General features: G+C 43.8%; 16 protein-coding genes. 11 read left to right on the forward strand and 5 right to left on the reverse strand.

Annotated features, from left to right (window positions below):
- Positions 1-583: 583 nt before the first annotated feature.
- Genes ACHWSC_RS05725 through ACHWSC_RS05740 form a run of 4 tightly spaced genes read left to right on the forward strand, consistent with a single transcriptional unit; the run spans position 584 to position 6,900 of the window.
- Positions 584-952 carry a hypothetical protein gene (locus ACHWSC_RS05725; RefSeq protein ID WP_394676114.1) on the forward strand — a complete coding sequence of 123 codons (369 nt, stop codon included), beginning with the start codon at positions 584-586 and terminating at the stop codon, positions 950-952.
- A gap of 1 nt (position 953) precedes the next feature.
- A complete protein-coding gene (locus tag ACHWSC_RS05730) occupies positions 954-2,282 on the forward strand; it encodes a TlpA family protein disulfide reductase (RefSeq protein WP_394676115.1) in 1,329 nt (442 codons plus the stop codon).
- Between the two features lie 9 nt (positions 2,283-2,291).
- Positions 2,292-5,516, forward strand: coding sequence for a SusC/RagA family TonB-linked outer membrane protein (locus tag ACHWSC_RS05735; protein WP_394676116.1), 3,225 nt, complete (start codon positions 2,292-2,294; stop codon positions 5,514-5,516).
- Between the two features lie 10 nt (positions 5,517-5,526).
- On the forward strand, positions 5,527-6,900 hold the full coding sequence (locus ACHWSC_RS05740; RefSeq protein ID WP_394676117.1) for a RagB/SusD family nutrient uptake outer membrane protein: 1,374 nt from the start codon (positions 5,527-5,529) through the stop codon (positions 6,898-6,900).
- A gap of 59 nt (positions 6,901-6,959) precedes the next feature.
- Here the strand turns inward: ACHWSC_RS05740 and ACHWSC_RS05745 are convergent, their stop codons facing one another.
- The 4 genes from ACHWSC_RS05745 to ACHWSC_RS05760 form a co-directional block, all read right to left on the reverse strand.
- Positions 6,960-7,268: a hypothetical protein gene (locus ACHWSC_RS05745; protein WP_394676118.1), complete on the reverse strand. Its 309-nt coding sequence runs from the start codon at positions 7,266-7,268 to the stop codon at positions 6,960-6,962.
- Between the two features lie 165 nt (positions 7,269-7,433).
- Positions 7,434-8,105, reverse strand: coding sequence for a DoxX family protein (locus ACHWSC_RS05750; protein ID WP_394676119.1), 672 nt, complete (start codon positions 8,103-8,105; stop codon positions 7,434-7,436).
- A 126-nt stretch (positions 8,106-8,231) separates the two neighbouring features.
- Positions 8,232-9,056: a hypothetical protein gene (locus tag ACHWSC_RS05755; RefSeq protein WP_394676120.1), complete on the reverse strand. Its 825-nt coding sequence runs from the start codon at positions 9,054-9,056 to the stop codon at positions 8,232-8,234.
- Positions 9,057-9,085: 29 nt separating this feature from the next.
- Positions 9,086-10,075, reverse strand: coding sequence for a helix-turn-helix domain-containing protein (locus ACHWSC_RS05760; RefSeq protein ID WP_394676121.1), 990 nt, complete (start codon positions 10,073-10,075; stop codon positions 9,086-9,088).
- A 254-nt stretch (positions 10,076-10,329) separates the two neighbouring features.
- Here ACHWSC_RS05760 and ACHWSC_RS05765 point away from each other — a divergent pair, with 254 nt between their 5' ends.
- The 5 genes from ACHWSC_RS05765 (at position 10,330) to ACHWSC_RS05785 (ending at position 13,651) form a co-directional block, all read left to right on the forward strand.
- On the forward strand, positions 10,330-10,533 hold the full coding sequence (locus ACHWSC_RS05765) for a hypothetical protein (RefSeq protein WP_394676122.1): 204 nt from the start codon (positions 10,330-10,332) through the stop codon (positions 10,531-10,533).
- A gap of 78 nt (positions 10,534-10,611) precedes the next feature.
- Positions 10,612-11,496 carry a hypothetical protein gene (locus ACHWSC_RS05770; protein ID WP_394676123.1) on the forward strand — a complete coding sequence of 295 codons (885 nt, stop codon included), beginning with the start codon at positions 10,612-10,614 and terminating at the stop codon, positions 11,494-11,496.
- 45 nt (positions 11,497-11,541) lie between these two features.
- Positions 11,542-12,573, forward strand: coding sequence for a hypothetical protein (locus ACHWSC_RS05775; protein ID WP_394676124.1), 1,032 nt, complete (start codon positions 11,542-11,544; stop codon positions 12,571-12,573).
- A complete protein-coding gene (locus ACHWSC_RS05780) occupies positions 12,570-13,313 on the forward strand; it encodes a LytR/AlgR family response regulator transcription factor (protein ID WP_394676125.1) in 744 nt (247 codons plus the stop codon). The genes ACHWSC_RS05775 and ACHWSC_RS05780 overlap by 4 nt, the downstream gene beginning before the upstream one ends.
- 50 nt (positions 13,314-13,363) lie before the next feature.
- Positions 13,364-13,651, forward strand: a complete 288-nt coding sequence (locus ACHWSC_RS05785; RefSeq protein ID WP_394676126.1) for a helix-turn-helix domain-containing protein — start codon at positions 13,364-13,366, stop codon at positions 13,649-13,651.
- A 105-nt stretch (positions 13,652-13,756) separates the two neighbouring features.
- Here ACHWSC_RS05785 and ACHWSC_RS05790 read toward each other — a convergent pair whose 3' ends face one another.
- Complete coding sequence (locus tag ACHWSC_RS05790) at positions 13,757-14,212, reverse strand: PA2169 family four-helix-bundle protein (RefSeq protein ID WP_394676127.1); 456 nt, start codon at positions 14,210-14,212, stop codon at positions 13,757-13,759.
- Between the two features lie 234 nt (positions 14,213-14,446).
- Here ACHWSC_RS05790 and ACHWSC_RS05795 point away from each other — a divergent pair, with 234 nt between their 5' ends.
- Together ACHWSC_RS05795 and ACHWSC_RS05800 are read left to right on the forward strand one after the other, a co-directional pair.
- The gene (locus ACHWSC_RS05795) at positions 14,447-15,430 is read left to right on the forward strand and encodes a YihY/virulence factor BrkB family protein (RefSeq protein ID WP_394676128.1); all 984 of its coding nucleotides are present in this window, start codon (positions 14,447-14,449) and stop codon (positions 15,428-15,430) included.
- A 97-nt stretch (positions 15,431-15,527) separates the two neighbouring features.
- Positions 15,528-15,713, forward strand: a complete 186-nt coding sequence (locus ACHWSC_RS05800; protein WP_046675215.1) for a CsbD family protein — start codon at positions 15,528-15,530, stop codon at positions 15,711-15,713.
- Positions 15,714-15,725 lie beyond the last annotated feature (12 nt).

A 15,725-nucleotide genomic window follows, 5' to 3' on the forward strand; every position in this document is an offset into this window, starting at 1 on the left:
TTTGTATTTATATACATATAATGTGTATATTTGAATTGTTTAGTGAGGTTGCTAATTTTAGCAATAATTGAATAAAATACTGTTTAAGTATAAGTGCTTTAAAAATCTTGCGGAGAAAAGTAGGACGTTCGAGTGCAAGGAGTAGGAAAGACCTTTGTCTTATGTTATCTTTGTGTAGTCATAAGACTTGGTCACCCTGCTTGCTCTGTGCTCGGCCGTCGAAAGACGGTGGCTGTCCTACGCCTTCTCGGCAGAGCAAGCAATAGGGTGATCTATTATAATTCTGTTGTTTCTGCCAGTTTCCCCTCATAGAAATAAACAATAGAATTATGACAAAAAAACAGAACACAAAAAACATCTTCAAATCTCCCGAGTAGCTCGGTCTGATTTCGCCAGCAATGATCTGGCCACATCAGCTACGGAATTCGAGACGCCCAATTATTTACCTAGTGATACTCATTCAAAAGAATTCTAGCACCGCCAATTAATCAATTTTATTACACGTGGCGTATAGCCTGAAAAAATAGCTGATTCAGTCGGACTGGAATAGCTATGTCCTAAGCACGCCATTAAAATCTTAAGAATGAAATCTAATTACGCTCACCTAGTCCTCCTGGATATGGTGATCTTCGAGACGCATCAACCAGGATATGATCCTGTTAAGAATGTTCAGAACTTTTGGGAAAAGTATCCCTTAATCGCAATTCAAGACTATATTGTTGCTTTACAACCTGACACGAGGGATAAGGAAAATTTGAATGGTAATTCACAATTGTCTGAATTTTCCGTTGCACTTCTGCGCACATTAATAGCTTATTTTATGATCCACATGACTCAATGTGATCTTGGTAAGGTATCTATTTCTTTAGAGGTAAACAAAGAAGCAATAGATATTTCTAAAGCAATCTCCGATTTCTTCCAACGAGTGTCCCCATCCAAAACCAACCCCTAAAATGATGAAAAAATTAAAACTACAATCCAATAGTAGCGCACTGTTATATATTCAAATACTAAAGATCACCGTACTAGTGATCCTATATCTTCTAGTTTCTATGTTTAGTTTATCAGCTCAGACGCCCCGCAAGAATAGCGGGGCCAATGGGCAATTGATCAAACCGCTGATAGTGGGGGATAGCATCCCAGAGTCCCTTTGGGATTTGCCAATTGATATTGTTAATGCTCCATCTAAAAGTGATTCAATTAAACTTAGGCAGTTTCGCAACAAGAAGCTGATCATCATCGATTTTTGGGCAACATGGTGCAGTCCCTGTATCAGGTCTATCCACAAGCTGGATAGCCTACAGCCAATTTTTAAAGATGAATTGGCGGTATTTGCGACAAGTTATGAAGATCGCGATCGTGTAAATGCTTTCCTGAAAAAACAGGGAATAAAACTTTTCTCGGGTACGAAAACAGAATATCTGAAACAGTATTTCCCCCATAAAATGATCCCGCATCAAGTATGGATCAAGAATGGTAAAATCATCGCTATTACAAAAGGTTCTGATGCGACAGGCGAAAATATTCAACGCGCATTAACAGACGATTCATTTAAGCTTGCAACTAAAAATGATCGGCTTGATTATTCACGAAGCCGATACCTTACAGATTTTATAGATACTGCGAATGTTAACCGTTTCGCTGTTACTACATTCAGTAGTGGACGGGATGGTCTCGGAAGCATTATTTCGCAAAAAAAATTACAAGACAAAATCTTTGTCAATTATACCAATGCTGATCCGATTTCTATGTTTTTGCATACGTTGCAACAACCCAACAACAAAACGATCATCACCCATAAAAACCTATTGCAAATAGATAAGCTTCATGGACTGGAGGCGATGTTCTGCTATCAATTGATCAGCAAGGATACTGCTAGATCACACTGGGTAAGACAAGTCTTAAACGATTTATCGCTTCAATTTAATGTCAAGATTGAACGCAAATTGCTTAGGAAAGAGTGTATTGTCATAAGCAAAGTAAAGGATAATAACTCCAAAGAGAGCATCACCAATTCTGGCCATCCGCAGGGCTTTCAGGACTTTGTTAAGCTGCTCAATTTTTCAGTACGATGGAAGGTTGACCAGCCTCTTTTTATAGATGAGTCGGGATTTACTGGTAAAGTGTCGATGCCTTACTATAAAGACCTTCAAATGAATCTTGATAAGCTCAATCAAGCTCTGAGAGCTTACGGACTTACAGCTTCAAAAAAGAAAAGAAAAATAGACATGCTCATCCTTGCGGATAACAATATAGCTGAAATTAAGCCTAACATAAGATAACCTATAATAATGAACCCTATACTACAATTACATAGTGGGATCAAAGTATACTTTGTTCTCCTCATCATATCCTTATTATCGACCAATTTTGGCTATAGCCAAAATAATCGAGGTCTATTGGCCGGAATAGTGCTTGACTCCTCCACAAACACACCTATAGAAGGTGTTACCATTACACTTGTCGGTGGATCATCGATAAAAGCGTCTACCGATAATAAGGGCAAATTTGAAATTAAAATAAACGCTCCGAAAGGAAGCCTGACCTTATCGCGGATAGGGTATCGACCTAAAACAGTAGCATTTGGCCTAAGTGCATCCAACACGATAGAAATTGGATTAGCTAAAGCTGATAACATGTTACAAGAGGTGCTGATCAACACGGGATACCAGCATATTTCAAAAGAAAGGGTAGTGGGCAGTGTCGATGTGATCGGAACAGAGCTGATCAATCGGAATGTCGGTGCAAACATAATCCAACGTATCGAGAACCTATCTCCGGGATTATTGGTTAATCATGGAGATGCGGCTGCACAGGATGCCTTTCTGATCCGTGGCCGCAGTACCATCAATGCCGAAGCCAAACCTTTGATCGTACTGGACAACTTTCCGTATGAAAGTGATCTGGAAAATATAAATCCCAATGATATTGCCTCCGTATCTGTGCTTAAAGATGCAGCTGCTGCCTCAATTTGGGGCGCTCGTGCTGGTAACGGTGTCATTGTACTGACCAGCAAAAAGGGAAAAATAGGTGCAACTACCGTTTCCTGGAATAGTAACTTGTCTTATAAGGGAAAGCCTGACCTTGATCACCGCAAAATCATGTCTTCGGCAGATCGTATCGCTTTGGAAAAGTTCCTCTTTGACAATGGCCGATATGATGCTTATAAAAATCCGACAACCTTAGGCAATAGAATTACTGTCGTACCGGATGCGGTGGAACTGATGATCGCGAACGCTCCTGATCTTGATGCGCAGTTAGCACAACTGGCTGGTCAGGATGTGAAAAAAGATCTTCGGAAATATTTTTATCAGGGCACACTAAATAGTCAGAATGCCGTGAATGTCAGTGGTGCAAATGACAGGATGCAATATTACATTTCAACGGGGTTGGATAATGGACGTAATCAATTGGTCGGTACATCCAACGAACGTTTTACACTGCGTTCCAACAATCGCTTCAAAGTAACGGATCGGCTCGGATTTGAAACGACAATCAGTTATATCCGTACAAACAACAAGAATGGAAATAATGATGGGATGGGAACAGCACCCTCTGGTACGTATACCTTATCACCGTATGCACGCTTGGCTGATGACAATGGGAATGCGTTGCCCGTGTATCTGAATTATAGAAAAGGATTTTTGGACACTGTCGGTAATGGCCGCTTGTTGGACTGGACATATCGTCCCTTAGACGAAATAAATCGCGAGACGCATTCCACAGACAAGCAGGATTTACTTTTCGCTGTCTCGGCGGACTATAAAGTTCTCGATGGATTGCAGGCTTCGCTCCAATACCAATATCAGCATCAGTCCGGCAATGGTCGGGATCTATTTTCCGAGGAATCGTATTATGCGCGAAACAATATCAATGATCTTGCGCAGATCAATCGTAACACAGGTCTGGTCACCTATCCATTTCCATTGGGTGGCATTATCTGGCAAAATTATAGCAGCACCCACAGCCATCAAGGGAGAGGGCAGCTCAATTATTCTAAAAATTGGAAGCAAGAACATCAACTGGATGCGATGGCCGGATTTGAGATCCGTACAATTCGAACTCAAAATGAAAACTACCAAAATATAGGCTATAATGCCGAAAATGGCGCCATAGCTAATCAAGTGGATCTGTTGACTTATTTTTCACGGCGGACAACAACGGCAACGAGGCGAATCGCATTTAATGATTATAAGGATGGCGCTGTAGACAACTTCTTGTCTTACTTTGGCAATTTATCTTATCGCTACAAAAATCGGTATGATGTATACGCCAGTTTACGAAAGGATGAAGCGAATCTCTTCGGCCTCAATACAAATGACAAGGGGACACCATTATGGTCATTAGGTGCGGCCTGGGATATGGCAAAGGAAGATATCGGATTGGACAAACTGTTTTCCCGCTTTAAACTTAGGGGTACCTATGGTGTCAGCGGAAATATTGCACGCAATGCCAATGCGATATCGACCATTACATTAAATACAAGCGGTACTACGCATCCTTTCCCAACAGCTTATCTAAATAATATTGCCAATAGTAAGCTCTCCTGGGAAAGAGTGAAGCAGTGGAATGCGGGGATTGATTTTGAGTTTTTGAATAAGCGTATTTCAGGAACGATCGATTGGTACACTAAAAAAGCGGTCGATCTACTTGCCAGTACTCCAGTAGATCCTACCTACGGTGTGTCAAGTGTCTACATGAATGTGGCTGATATGAAGGGACGCGGCATTGATATTCAGCTCAGCACACAAAATATTAAAGGCGCACTGAGCTGGGAAACCGTATGGATGTATAGTCATACAAGTTCCAAAATAACAAAGTACTTATTGCCGGTAGCGAGCACAAGCCAGCAATACCTACCGATCACCTTAGCAAATCCGCTGGAGGGCAGACCGCTATACAGTGTGTTCGCTTTGAAATGGGAGGGACTTGATCCGGCCAATGGCGATCCACAGGGTTTATTGGCAGGAAATCTTTCGAAAGACTACAATGCTTTGTATAACCAGACGCCCTTGGAAGATCTTGTTTTCTTTGGCACTGCCCAGCCGACACATTTCGGCGCGGTAAGGAATAGATTGACCTATAAACAATTTGATCTTTCTTTTAGTATCAGCTTCAAATTCGGTTATTATTTTAGAACAAATTCGGTGAATTATACCAATATGTTTGCCGGTGACTGGTACGGGCATGCAGACTATGCGGCTAGGTGGCAAGAAACTGGGGATGAAATGTACACAGCTATTCCTTCCCTTGTATATCCGGCTAATGTGAATCGGGATAATTTTTATAAATATGCTGAGGTACTCGTGCAGCGTGGCGATCACATCCGTTTTGATGACATCAATATTGGCTATTCCATTCCTAAACTCGGAAAACTGAAAAACGTAAGAGCCTTTCTATATTTCAGCAATCTGGGAATGCTATGGAAAGCGAATCACCGCGGCATTGATCCTTACTATAACAATAATCCAAGAGAAGCGAGACAGGTCGCGTTTGGTCTAAAACTTTCACTTTAATTTTTAACACATGAAATCAATTATAAAACTGTTGATAATAAGCCTACTGTTCAGTGGATGCAGCAAAAAAGAGTTTCTTAATGAAAAACCTAAAGATTCTTTGATTATCCCGACCACATTGGCTCATTTTCAAGCACTCTTGGATAGAGATGCTTATTTAAATGGAACAAATGGCCAAGGGGTGACTCCGCAGTTAGGGGAATCAGGCGCAGACAATTTTTATCTGCTAGATGCTGACTTCAATGCCAATTTACGCCCTCAGATGCAAAACTATTATACTTGGGATGCACAACCTTATGCCGGAGTGGAGGTATTGGACTGGCTATATCCTTACCGTGCGATATTGGCAACAAACACGGTGTTGAGTCATTTAGATAAGATAGGTGCTTCGAAAGATGACCTAAATTATCTTAAAGCGCAGGCTTTATTCCATCGTGCCCATTTATTTTATCAGTTAGCACAGGTGTTTGCCCCGCCATATCGTAGCGGTGGGGCAAATGATGAAAAATCAATTCCCTTGCGGATGACAGATGATATCAATGAAGTTTTGGTGAAGTCTACTGTAGCGGAGACTTACAGCCGTATTGTAGGCGATCTGAAGGAAAGTGTCAAATACCTGAAGGAAAATAACGATTTTCCGACAAGACCGTCCAAACAAGCAGGCTATGCCTTGCTTTCTCGGGTATCTTTAATGATGCAGGATTATACTGCTGCTGAGAAATATGCTGATTCTTGTTTGGCTATCACAGATTTCCTCTTGGATTATAATCTGATCAATATGGCACTTACTGAACCGTTGACAGGCAATAATCAATCGGGCATCATCAAACCAGAGGTGATTTATTGGGCTGGTATGTTGGCGGATCCGTATCAATATTACCCAACGACATTTTTGAGTGCCCTAATTCCCGATCAGCTTTATAATAGCTATACCGAGGGTGATCTGCGCAAGAAATTGTTCTTTGAGAAGAGACCGAATGGTTACCGGTTTAGGGGAACATATAATTACTTTTCGACCCGGAGTAATTATTTCTCGGGATTGGCGGTAGATGAGATCTTTTTAAATCGGGCGGAATGTCGTGTAAGAAACGGCAAAGTCGCAGGGGGACTGTTGGACTTAAACCATCTTTTGGAGAAACGTTGGGAAAAAGGGAAATATGTGCCTGTTGAAAATCTGTCTCAGGCAGACGCCTTGAAATTAATTTTAGAGGAGCGGAGAAAAGAACTGATCTTCCGTGGAATCCGTTGGTCGGATCTGCGACGGTTAAATATCGAGGGGGCCAATATTACCTTGGAACGTACCGTGGATGGTAGGAAATATGTGTTATCACCCAATGATCCACGGTGGACATGGCCATTTCCGCTTGAAGTAACAGCAAAATAAATAGGAAAACCCCGTGAAAGACAATGCTTTCACGGGGCTTCCTTTGCTAACCAAAAGTATTACGGCTCTACATGATAACGTTGTGCATCAGATGGAGTGGAGTCATTAATCACCGAAGGCGCTGTATCTGGTTCAAAACCTTTGGCACATAATTCAGTAATCTCCTTTTGACAACCATTTGATGGTTCATCTGTCGGACCACCCGAAAGTAATTGATAAGTTCCATCAGGTTGTCTTTCATACCAATCCATTGGATCGGCATATTTAGTGGTGTTTGCAGATGTCAACGACCAAGTTGATAATCCTGCTGCAATGGCTAATCCTAGAATAGGCATTACATTTGTTTTGATAATTTTAATTAGGTTCATGACCATAATTTTAAGATTTTGTAAATTGATTTGTACTTCTGTCTGCTTTTTGCTGACTTTTCTGTTCGTTGCGCTCAGCAGGGAAAGCAGGGTAATCCATGTCTTTTGGCAGACACGCCCTTCACTCCAATGCCTGGCATCAGAGTTCTGACGTTGCTTTTGGTGCTATTCTTTTTTATGCCCATGATTTCGTTTTAACACGGGCTGCTTATTGCCACTCCGGTTTCTCCAGATAGGAACTGATTGTATATTGCTATAGCGATATGTTTTATTGTTTATATCAGTCGTGACTACAGATTTTGAGATCCACCATTGCAATACAAAGGCCCAGCTGCTGATTAGCAGGAGAAATACGTTGAAGACAAAATGTTTTTTCCAACCGATCTGAATGATCAACCCACAATTGCAGGGTAGCTTATCACTCCAGACATGTAATATGGCTAGGCCAACATATGCTGTGAAAGCAGTCATTAGTAGTGCTGAAAATCCTAATCCGAGCAGTCGAGTAGGCTTGTAGCCGATCAATAGCGCGGCAATAAGTTCACAGCTTGGTACTGCATAAGCTAGAAAAATTGCAACTGGCTTTGAAAATGGCTGTCGGAGCATACCTTCCATGTGTTGCTCAAAATTTATTATTTTGTTATAGGCGACAAAGAGCCAGATTCCCATCATCAACGACCCATAAAAGGTAACGGCGATTTCTTTCCAATGAACTAAACAAAAGCGAACAAGCAACCCCGGCAATCGATACAATAGTGCAAATGCCTGTGTCGACGGCGAGGGGATCTTCTCAATCTGAAGATCTTGTTGACTGATCGGGCTGTTCGTTCTTTTCATTTTTGTTTACCAAGTTTTACAATGCTAAATTACAATCTCGAACTGCTCTGGCGTTAGGCCAAAGATGACCTGGCGATAGGCAGGTTTTGCTATCGCAATATCCTGCTAATAAGAGTAAACATCCCTCTACTCACAGTAATCTTCCAATCGATAGGGGTAACCCTTCGGAAACTCATCATAGCTGTGCAGATAGGCCAGCACAATGGGGCATACTTTGCGTTTATTGAACAGCTTCACGATAGCAGGCAGATCAAACGGATCTTCTACAGCAGTGGTATAGCCATCCATTATCTCTATAATCTCCTGTTTGAGCGCCGTCCGTTTTTTCTCTTTTTCTTCGGGATCGAGACAGCTGTAAAAGACCTCGTTGTGCGCATCCTGCAGTTCGGCAATCTCGAGCAGCTCCACATCCCAATAGTCGAGCTTAAAGCCATAGCTTCTCAGGACGGTAAATAAGGCCTGGATGCAGTGATGCAGATCCATTTCCTCGAGCAGTGGCTCGGGGCAGGGCGGAAGTAGGCTATAGCAGTCGTGATCACAGTCTCCATTGAGCTGCCGGCGCTGGGAGGCTGTCTTAAGCATCAGATCTTGCATATCCTGACGGTCGAAATAATAGGCCTCCGGTTCGCCCGGCCGATAGATGGTCGAAGCACAGGTGATCTCAGTCAGGATAACGCCTAGGAGGTAAAAAAGCTCAAGCTGACTATTGTGCTCCGGCGGAAAGCTAAAGCTGAAATAGTCGTCAAAACTAAGATAATCTTCGGGTTCAATATCGTCGAGAAAGGTACCATAGAGCTCCTGCCGATGGGTCAGCAGCTCCTGGTGGGTATATCCGTTTTCCCAGCCCTCGGGTGTAATGATGTTCATAAGCCGGGGTAGGATGTCGTAGCAGTCCTGAAGGATATTGTAAAGGCAGTCGCGGTCGAGCTTTGGGTTGTTGTAAAATTTCATATACTGTTTTTATCGGATGGGATGGTGAGCTATTTGTGGGGTTGGTCTTCAATGTGTTTTTTATACTGGGCGGTAGTCATGCCGCTCATCCGGCAGATAAACCGGTTCATCTCGCTGACCCCGGCGAATCCGGCCATTTCGGCTGTGGCCGCCTGTTTCTCATTTTCGATAAGCAATTGGCCGATATGCAGCAGCAGCAGTCTATTGCGGTCCGCGAGCATGCTGACGCCATGGTACGCATGGTATTTTCGGCTCAGGGTAGCATGCGCTATTCGTAGTGCTTTGGCAATATCCTTCAGCCGGGCTTGGGCTCCTTCCTGCAAAATGAACAGCTCGAGCAGCTGCTTTGCCTGCTCAGGAAGGGGAATGTTGGATTCCTGCTCCAGCAGTTTGAAGCGGCTCAGATTCACGAGAAAAATAAGATGCTTGAGCAGGATATACTCATTGTCGAGCATATAGGGATTGAGTCGGCTAAAGACAAGCTGCAGGTATTCGGTCGTGGTGCTGCCCACCCGAAAACCGACACTCTTGATCGGAAAAGGCGAACGCTCCTTTTGGGCCTGGATAAGGGGAGCGAGGAACCTGAAATGCTGTAGCGCTGGTGGTCTGAACATGCCTGCATCGATAACAAAGCCGATCAGGATATGATGCCCCACGGGCAGATGAAGGTTGTATTGTCCCCGCGGTAGGTAAAAATAGCTGCCATGATTGGGCAAAATTTCAACCACAAAATCCGCTTCGGCCTGTTTAGCAAAGATGGTCTGCTGGCTGAACAGGGGATAGATCAGATGCAGGTCTTCCAATGTGATCTCAATAGGTATATCCATCGCTTCCTCAATCCAGTATTCATAGGAATAGAGATAGGCAAAACGGCCGTCAAATGTCTGTTCGCTTACCTGATTGTGGGGGGATTCCCAGTGTTGCTGCTGGGCATGCCGTATGGGGAAAGTTATTGCTTGTCTGGGGCAAGAAACTATCTTATAGTCGTCTCCCAGGCTGAAAGTATAGGATTTTATCATCTCTTATTTATAATTAGTTAAAAGATGATTTTATGAAGTTTAATGGATGACTGCCAAATAAAATGCTAACCAACCTGTTTTTGGGGCCAACCGACAGCTTTCGGTCGAAATCGGTATTTTCTGTCAACTGGCCGACAGCTGATTGCCGTGGCCGTAAGCCAGTCGACAACGTAGCCGCTATCTGCAATTTTTTTTAGGAATTATTTAGCTGTTCAAACATATTTGTTCCCGTTGGAACCAATAGGAGTGTTCATGTGCTCGAACGCAGGAAGGTACAGTCTGCGCGAGGGCCGATTATTAATTATAGATACAATGAAATGGAAATCTTGAAAGAACAGGAATTCAATGGCTTGGATCAGGTGCTGGCGGAGCAGACGATGCTCGCATGGACAGCGCTGCTGCCATTTATCTCAAATGACGAAGATGATGCAGACAGCTGCCCCATCTTAGCTTTCTAATTTTTGCAGCCAAATACCCTTGTGGGGAGGGAAGGTCTAGAAAGGTCTTTGCCCTCCCTCTTTTAAAACCTAACTGATATGATGTGTACCCACAATAAACAAACCTGGCATTATGCGCTGTTCTCTGCACATATACACCGCTACCTCCCGGCACTGTCCTGGGGCGAGCATACTGCACTTTATCAGCGCTGGAGAGATTATCACCAGCCGCAGCCTGTTCATGCTGCACTGCACTGGGATACTTCCTTGCTCGGGAGCTTACGGTCGGGTCCACCCCAGATTTTAGTCTTGTTTCACCTTGGCATGCATGCCTTTTTGCCGCAGATGCTGGCTGACGAAGGTCTTCAGTTCGACCTTCTGCTCGACCGGAAGGTTTTTGCCCGGCATCAGACGCTTTTTGCGGCGCTGCAGACAGCGCGACAGGAGCAGGGAGTCTGCTACCGTTTTTTGATGAGCGACGACCCGCAGGTGCTGCTCAAAGCGCGCTCGGCTATACAGGCAGGCCGTCACCTGCTCATATTTGCGGATGGCAACAGCGGGACCTCCGACCAGATCGACAAAAAAGTAAAGATCAGCTTTCTGGCCAACGACCTCTTTGTCCGTAAGGGAATAGCTTTGTTAAGCGCCCTGCTAGGCGCGTCCATCCTGCCGATATCGCATCGCACCGTGGCGGGCCACCTGCAGCTTTTTACGGGGACGGCAATTGGGCAGCTGCCCAATGAAAGGCGGGAGATCTATATCCAGCGCAGCATGCAGTTGCTGTACGATTTCCTGTCTGCCCAGATCCGCGATGAGCCATGGCGCTGGGAATGCTGGGGCTATCTGCATAAACTCCATTGCTATCAGATAGAAGCACCTCAGCAGGCCGAACTGGACCCTGCATCTGAAAGCAATATCAGTATTGTACTGCAGGGCAGAAATGGAGTTTTTAATAGGGAATATTTTTGTTGTTTGTTTAAATGAAAATATTTTTATATTTAAATATTAAGTAAAATAAATTAATTCCTAATGAGACGCATATTGGATTTAACCTGCCAGCATCTTTTTATATTTGGCTTTATGTTGCTTATCATCTGGTCTGCCAACCAGTTATGGAACAGCGTGCCCATACCTCCAGCGCAGATCGTTACAGCGGCATGTTTGTATACGCTGTACAGTTATGTGATCTTTAGGCTGATCCTCCTCTATTGGTATGGTACTGCTGTGAAGAAACTGCTGAGTATAGGCATCTATCTCTTTATCACGTTAACGGTACTCTTTTTTATGCGCAAATTGATCTATGTGCTGCTGCCGCTCATGGGTATCCATTTTTCGCGGCGTGCCCAGCCGCCGCAGCTGCACCTGTTTAATTTTCATATGGGCGTTCGTTATTTTGTGACCAACCTGATGGGAGGGTTTACCTTCTGGCGGCAGCATGCTTACCGAACGGAGAAGGAAAAAATTGTACTGAACAGTGAGCTGGCTACCTTTCGGGCAAGAGCGCAAGATATGAAATACACTTCGCACTTTTTGCAATCGGTATTTGTGACAAGCTTTGGTAAGATGATGCTCAGCGAGGTGCCCCAAGACCGTCACACCAAACGTGATATAATGCAGTTTTTGGCTTACCTGTTGCGGATTGAAAATTTAGGGAAGGCGCAGCCTTTCGCAGCTGAACTGGATGAACTTCATTGTTTTATCCGATTGCTGCGCTACCATTATAAGGAACATTCTATTCAATATCAGGAAAGGATGGCGGATTTTCACTATCCGGATATCCCTGCCGGTATGCTATTCTTTCCGCTCGAAAATTGCCTCAAACATGCAAAAATTGATGCAAAGAACCCGGTCGAACTAGAGCTTACAGCAGATGAATCGGGCATCAGCCTCCGCTGCCAAAATCATTGGTCGCCCAAGAAAGGTGACATCAATTCAGAAACTGGTTTTGCCCTGCTCGATGCTAAATTGAAGCAGGTAGATTATAAGTCCACGGTAAAAAAACTGCTGCAGGACGATATTTTTACCGTACATATTAAACTTGATTTTACCAACCGCAAATGAACAAACTGAATTACCGCTTATTGATTGTCGACGACGAACCGGATTCGCTGTTATACATCCTGATGCAGCTGCGTGACCTGCCCTTTATCCACGAAGATATCGGCATTGTCAGCAGCCCTACGCAGGCACTGACTTATCTGAAGGAGAACGAAGTGGATATCTTGATGCTCGACATAGACCTTGGTCAAGGTGGCGTGGATGGGATCAAGCTGGCCGGGATGATTGCCGATCCGCCGGTGATGGTAGCATGCTCGGCTTATCCCAGCTATGTGTTTGAGGCGAACGAGGCGGGTATACGTGCTTATCTGAGCAAGATAACAAGCTTTAAAGTTTTAAAGACCATTATGGAGGAGGTTGTAGGCATCGTCGACCGTAAAGCAGAACAGCGGAGCCGCGATATACAGAGCCTCACGATGAAAAGCCTGCAAAATGAAATGGTCCTGATCGAGGTCGAGGAGATCTATTACGCCAGTGTGGAAGCGGGCGAGCTGCAGATCGTTCTGGAAGCGGGGAGCCATCGATTTCATGCGACGCTGCATGAACTGGAGTCAAAGCTGTCTGTCCAGAACTTTGCCCGGCCGCGCCTCAATACATTGGTCAATCTGGCCAAGGTCGACCTGGTGCGTCCAAACGAGCTCTATCTCATAAAACCGCGAAATGGAATGGCTATTTCGATTACGCGGGCATATCGGGAAAATTTTAACCATCGCTTTGAAGCGTACCGGCAAAACAACAGATAAAAAGGGTATGGCTGCCCACATTTCATGGTATCGTCCAATGAAATTTTTGTATGAAACAATTAGACAAAATTGTAGCGTTGTTGACCGAGATCAACAACAAACTTCTTCCTGTAGGTCATCACCTGCTTCCCAAAGGAAATCAAGATAGGGAATGGAAGGTAGATGAGCTGATGACCCGCATGGCTGTGGTGTCGCACCTGGGAATCTCTGAACGCACCTACAATCGCTGGGTTAAAGCGGGTATTCTCACCCCGATTTGCCTTGGCAACAAACACTATTACCGCGAGCAGGATCTGCAGGATGCATTAAAACGTAGCGTCAACAGAGGGTTGATCTAAAGCTTTTTTTAAAGGCTGATTCGCAAAGGAATTAGCCTTTTTGCTTCTTAGAAAGAAAATTGTGTCCCTGTAAAACGAATATACAGTCCAATAGAAAGTGCAAATCTAGATGTCGCGCAAGATTTTAATATTTTCATGGGCTTCACGCTGCTGGCTAAGCTGAATCTGGATCAGGTTTTTGGCTCCAATGGAGAGCTTATTTTCCTCTGCCAGCGCCTTGTTGTAAACCTCACGGAAAGCTGTCTCGCCCCGCTCACAATGTTCCAATAAATCTTGCATATTACCGCCCGATAATTTTGATTTGATGACCATCCACAGTCGAAAAAGCTCGCCGCTTAATTTTGTCCGGTCAGTGGCGTATTGACCGGCAAACTCAACCAGCGGACTGAGTTCTGCAATAAACTTTTCCGACTGCCCTATTAACTGTCTGAAAACTGCTTCGCGCGCACCCTCGCCCTTTTCATTGGCGAGGTCAATCGCTAGCTCATAACCTTCGATACGGTCATTGTTGATTTTAATAAGGTCATTTAAAATGTTAGGGTCGTTCTGATTACTTTTCATATTTTCTCATGCTCTTTTAGGAGGAACAACTTGGGTTAATCATTAGTTTGTCTTTATTTCTTTTAGGTAATTATCTGCGGCTTACTTCTTGATTTTTAGGATACTTAGATTTGATTGATTGGACTAAAGACGCATTTGGAGCCTATGGTTATAGCGCATCGTAAAAGCCTAATTTTCTTAAAAAACAAACTTTATGTCTTTTTAAGGAGTTTCTTTCTAAAAACAATAACGACGATGAATGTAAAAAAGGAAAATAAAAGCAAGCTGCAAACGTATTGGACGATACTGAAAAATACCGTATCGGGTTTTATGAATGAAGACTCCATGAAATATAGTGCTTCATTATCGTATTATACCGTTTTTTCGATCGGCCCAATATTGGTTTTGATGATCGCGCTGGCAGGTATATTTTATGGTGCCGATGCTATTCAGGGAAAGGTTTTTGCCGAGCTTAACGGCCTGGTAGGCAATAGTGCCGCCAAACAGATTGAAGAGGTTATCCAGAATCTGCAGTTATCGGGCAAATCAAATATGGCGCTGGTGATCAGTGTGGGGACCCTGATCATCGGTGCAACGACGGTGTTTGGCGATATGCAGAATTCAATCAATAAGATATGGCATGTGCGCCCCAAACCCAAAAAAGGCTGGCTCAAGATGATCCAGGACCGCCTGCTCTCCTCGTCGCTTGTTATTGGGCTGGGGTTTCTCTTGGTGGTGACCCTGATTATCAACGGCATCATTCTGGCACTTACAGGGCAGCTGCAGCGCTACTTTCCGGATATTACCGTTGTACTGTTGAACCTGATCAATTTTGTTATTTCCTTTGTAGTCATTGTGATCCTCTTCAGCGTCATTTTTAAAACTTTGCCTGACGTCAATATTCAATGGAAGACTGTTCGCGCAGGAGCTTTATTTACAGCCATTCTTTTTGTGATTGGCCGCTACCTGATCGGGATATATCTAGAACGTTCGGCTACACAGGATACCTACGGTGCGGCTGGCTCATTTGTCCTTATTTTGCTCTGGGTGTATTACACCGCGGCAATTCTTTATTTTGGAGCTATTTTCACGCGGGAGTACGCGACAGAAATGGCTATTCCGATCGAACCTTCTGAATTTGCGGTCCATGTAGAGACACAGGAAATCGAACGCAATGTCGATGAAATCCCGCCGGCGCCGCTCGATGAAGAAGAAACGACCATTGATAAAACAGAATAGAATCCCTTAACTTGTTTTTTAACATTTGATAACATTTTTTTTTAAACGATTCCAGCTGCAGGCTGTTCTATTTATAAAAAAACGAAAGGAGAATATTATGAGCGAATTAACATGGAAAGGTCGTTGGAACGAAATTAAAGGTAAGGTAAAACAGCAATATGCTGATCTTACAGATGATGATTTACTATATGCAGAGGGCAAAGAAGATGAGTTGGTCGGTAAACTTCAAAAGAAAACAGGTAAAACACAAGATGAGGTGAATAGTTGGTTGAACGGTTTGTAGAATAGTGTTTTC

Origin of the sequence: uncultured Sphingobacterium sp. (genome assembly GCF_964277905.1) — a bacterium.
GTDB classification, from domain to species: domain Bacteria; phylum Bacteroidota; class Bacteroidia; order Sphingobacteriales; family Sphingobacteriaceae; genus Sphingobacterium; species Sphingobacterium siyangense.

What these genes read in the sequence shown, in the direction of transcription:
- ACHWSC_RS05755 (WP_394676120.1), bottom strand. Translation starts at nt 9,056, where the DNA reads ATGAAATTTTACAACAACCCAAAGCTCGACCGCGACTGCCTTTACAAT.
- ACHWSC_RS05785 (WP_394676126.1), top strand. Translation starts at nt 13,364, where the DNA reads ATGAAACAATTAGACAAAATTGTAGCGTTGTTGACCGAGATCAACAAC.
- ACHWSC_RS05790 (WP_394676127.1), bottom strand. Translation starts at nt 14,212, where the DNA reads ATGAAAAGTAATCAGAACGACCCTAACATTTTAAATGACCTTATTAAA.
- ACHWSC_RS05740 (WP_394676117.1), top strand. Translation starts at nt 5,527, where the DNA reads ATGAAATCAATTATAAAACTGTTGATAATAAGCCTACTGTTCAGTGGA.
- ACHWSC_RS05750 (WP_394676119.1), bottom strand. Translation starts at nt 8,105, where the DNA reads ATGAAAAGAACGAACAGCCCGATCAGTCAACAAGATCTTCAGATTGAG.
- ACHWSC_RS05735 (WP_394676116.1), top strand. Translation starts at nt 2,292, where the DNA reads ATGAACCCTATACTACAATTACATAGTGGGATCAAAGTATACTTTGTT.
- ACHWSC_RS05800 (WP_046675215.1), top strand. Translation starts at nt 15,528, where the DNA reads ATGAGCGAATTAACATGGAAAGGTCGTTGGAACGAAATTAAAGGTAAG.
- ACHWSC_RS05760 (WP_394676121.1), bottom strand. Translation starts at nt 10,075, where the DNA reads ATGATAAAATCCTATACTTTCAGCCTGGGAGACGACTATAAGATAGTT.
- ACHWSC_RS05725 (WP_394676114.1), top strand. Translation starts at nt 584, where the DNA reads ATGAAATCTAATTACGCTCACCTAGTCCTCCTGGATATGGTGATCTTC.
- ACHWSC_RS05730 (WP_394676115.1), top strand. Translation starts at nt 954, where the DNA reads ATGATGAAAAAATTAAAACTACAATCCAATAGTAGCGCACTGTTATAT.
- ACHWSC_RS05795 (WP_394676128.1), top strand. Translation starts at nt 14,447, where the DNA reads ATGAATGTAAAAAAGGAAAATAAAAGCAAGCTGCAAACGTATTGGACG.
- ACHWSC_RS05745 (WP_394676118.1), bottom strand. Translation starts at nt 7,268, where the DNA reads ATGAACCTAATTAAAATTATCAAAACAAATGTAATGCCTATTCTAGGA.
- ACHWSC_RS05780 (WP_394676125.1), top strand. Translation starts at nt 12,570, where the DNA reads ATGAACAAACTGAATTACCGCTTATTGATTGTCGACGACGAACCGGAT.
- ACHWSC_RS05770 (WP_394676123.1), top strand. Translation starts at nt 10,612, where the DNA reads ATGATGTGTACCCACAATAAACAAACCTGGCATTATGCGCTGTTCTCT.
- ACHWSC_RS05775 (WP_394676124.1), top strand. Translation starts at nt 11,542, where the DNA reads ATGAGACGCATATTGGATTTAACCTGCCAGCATCTTTTTATATTTGGC.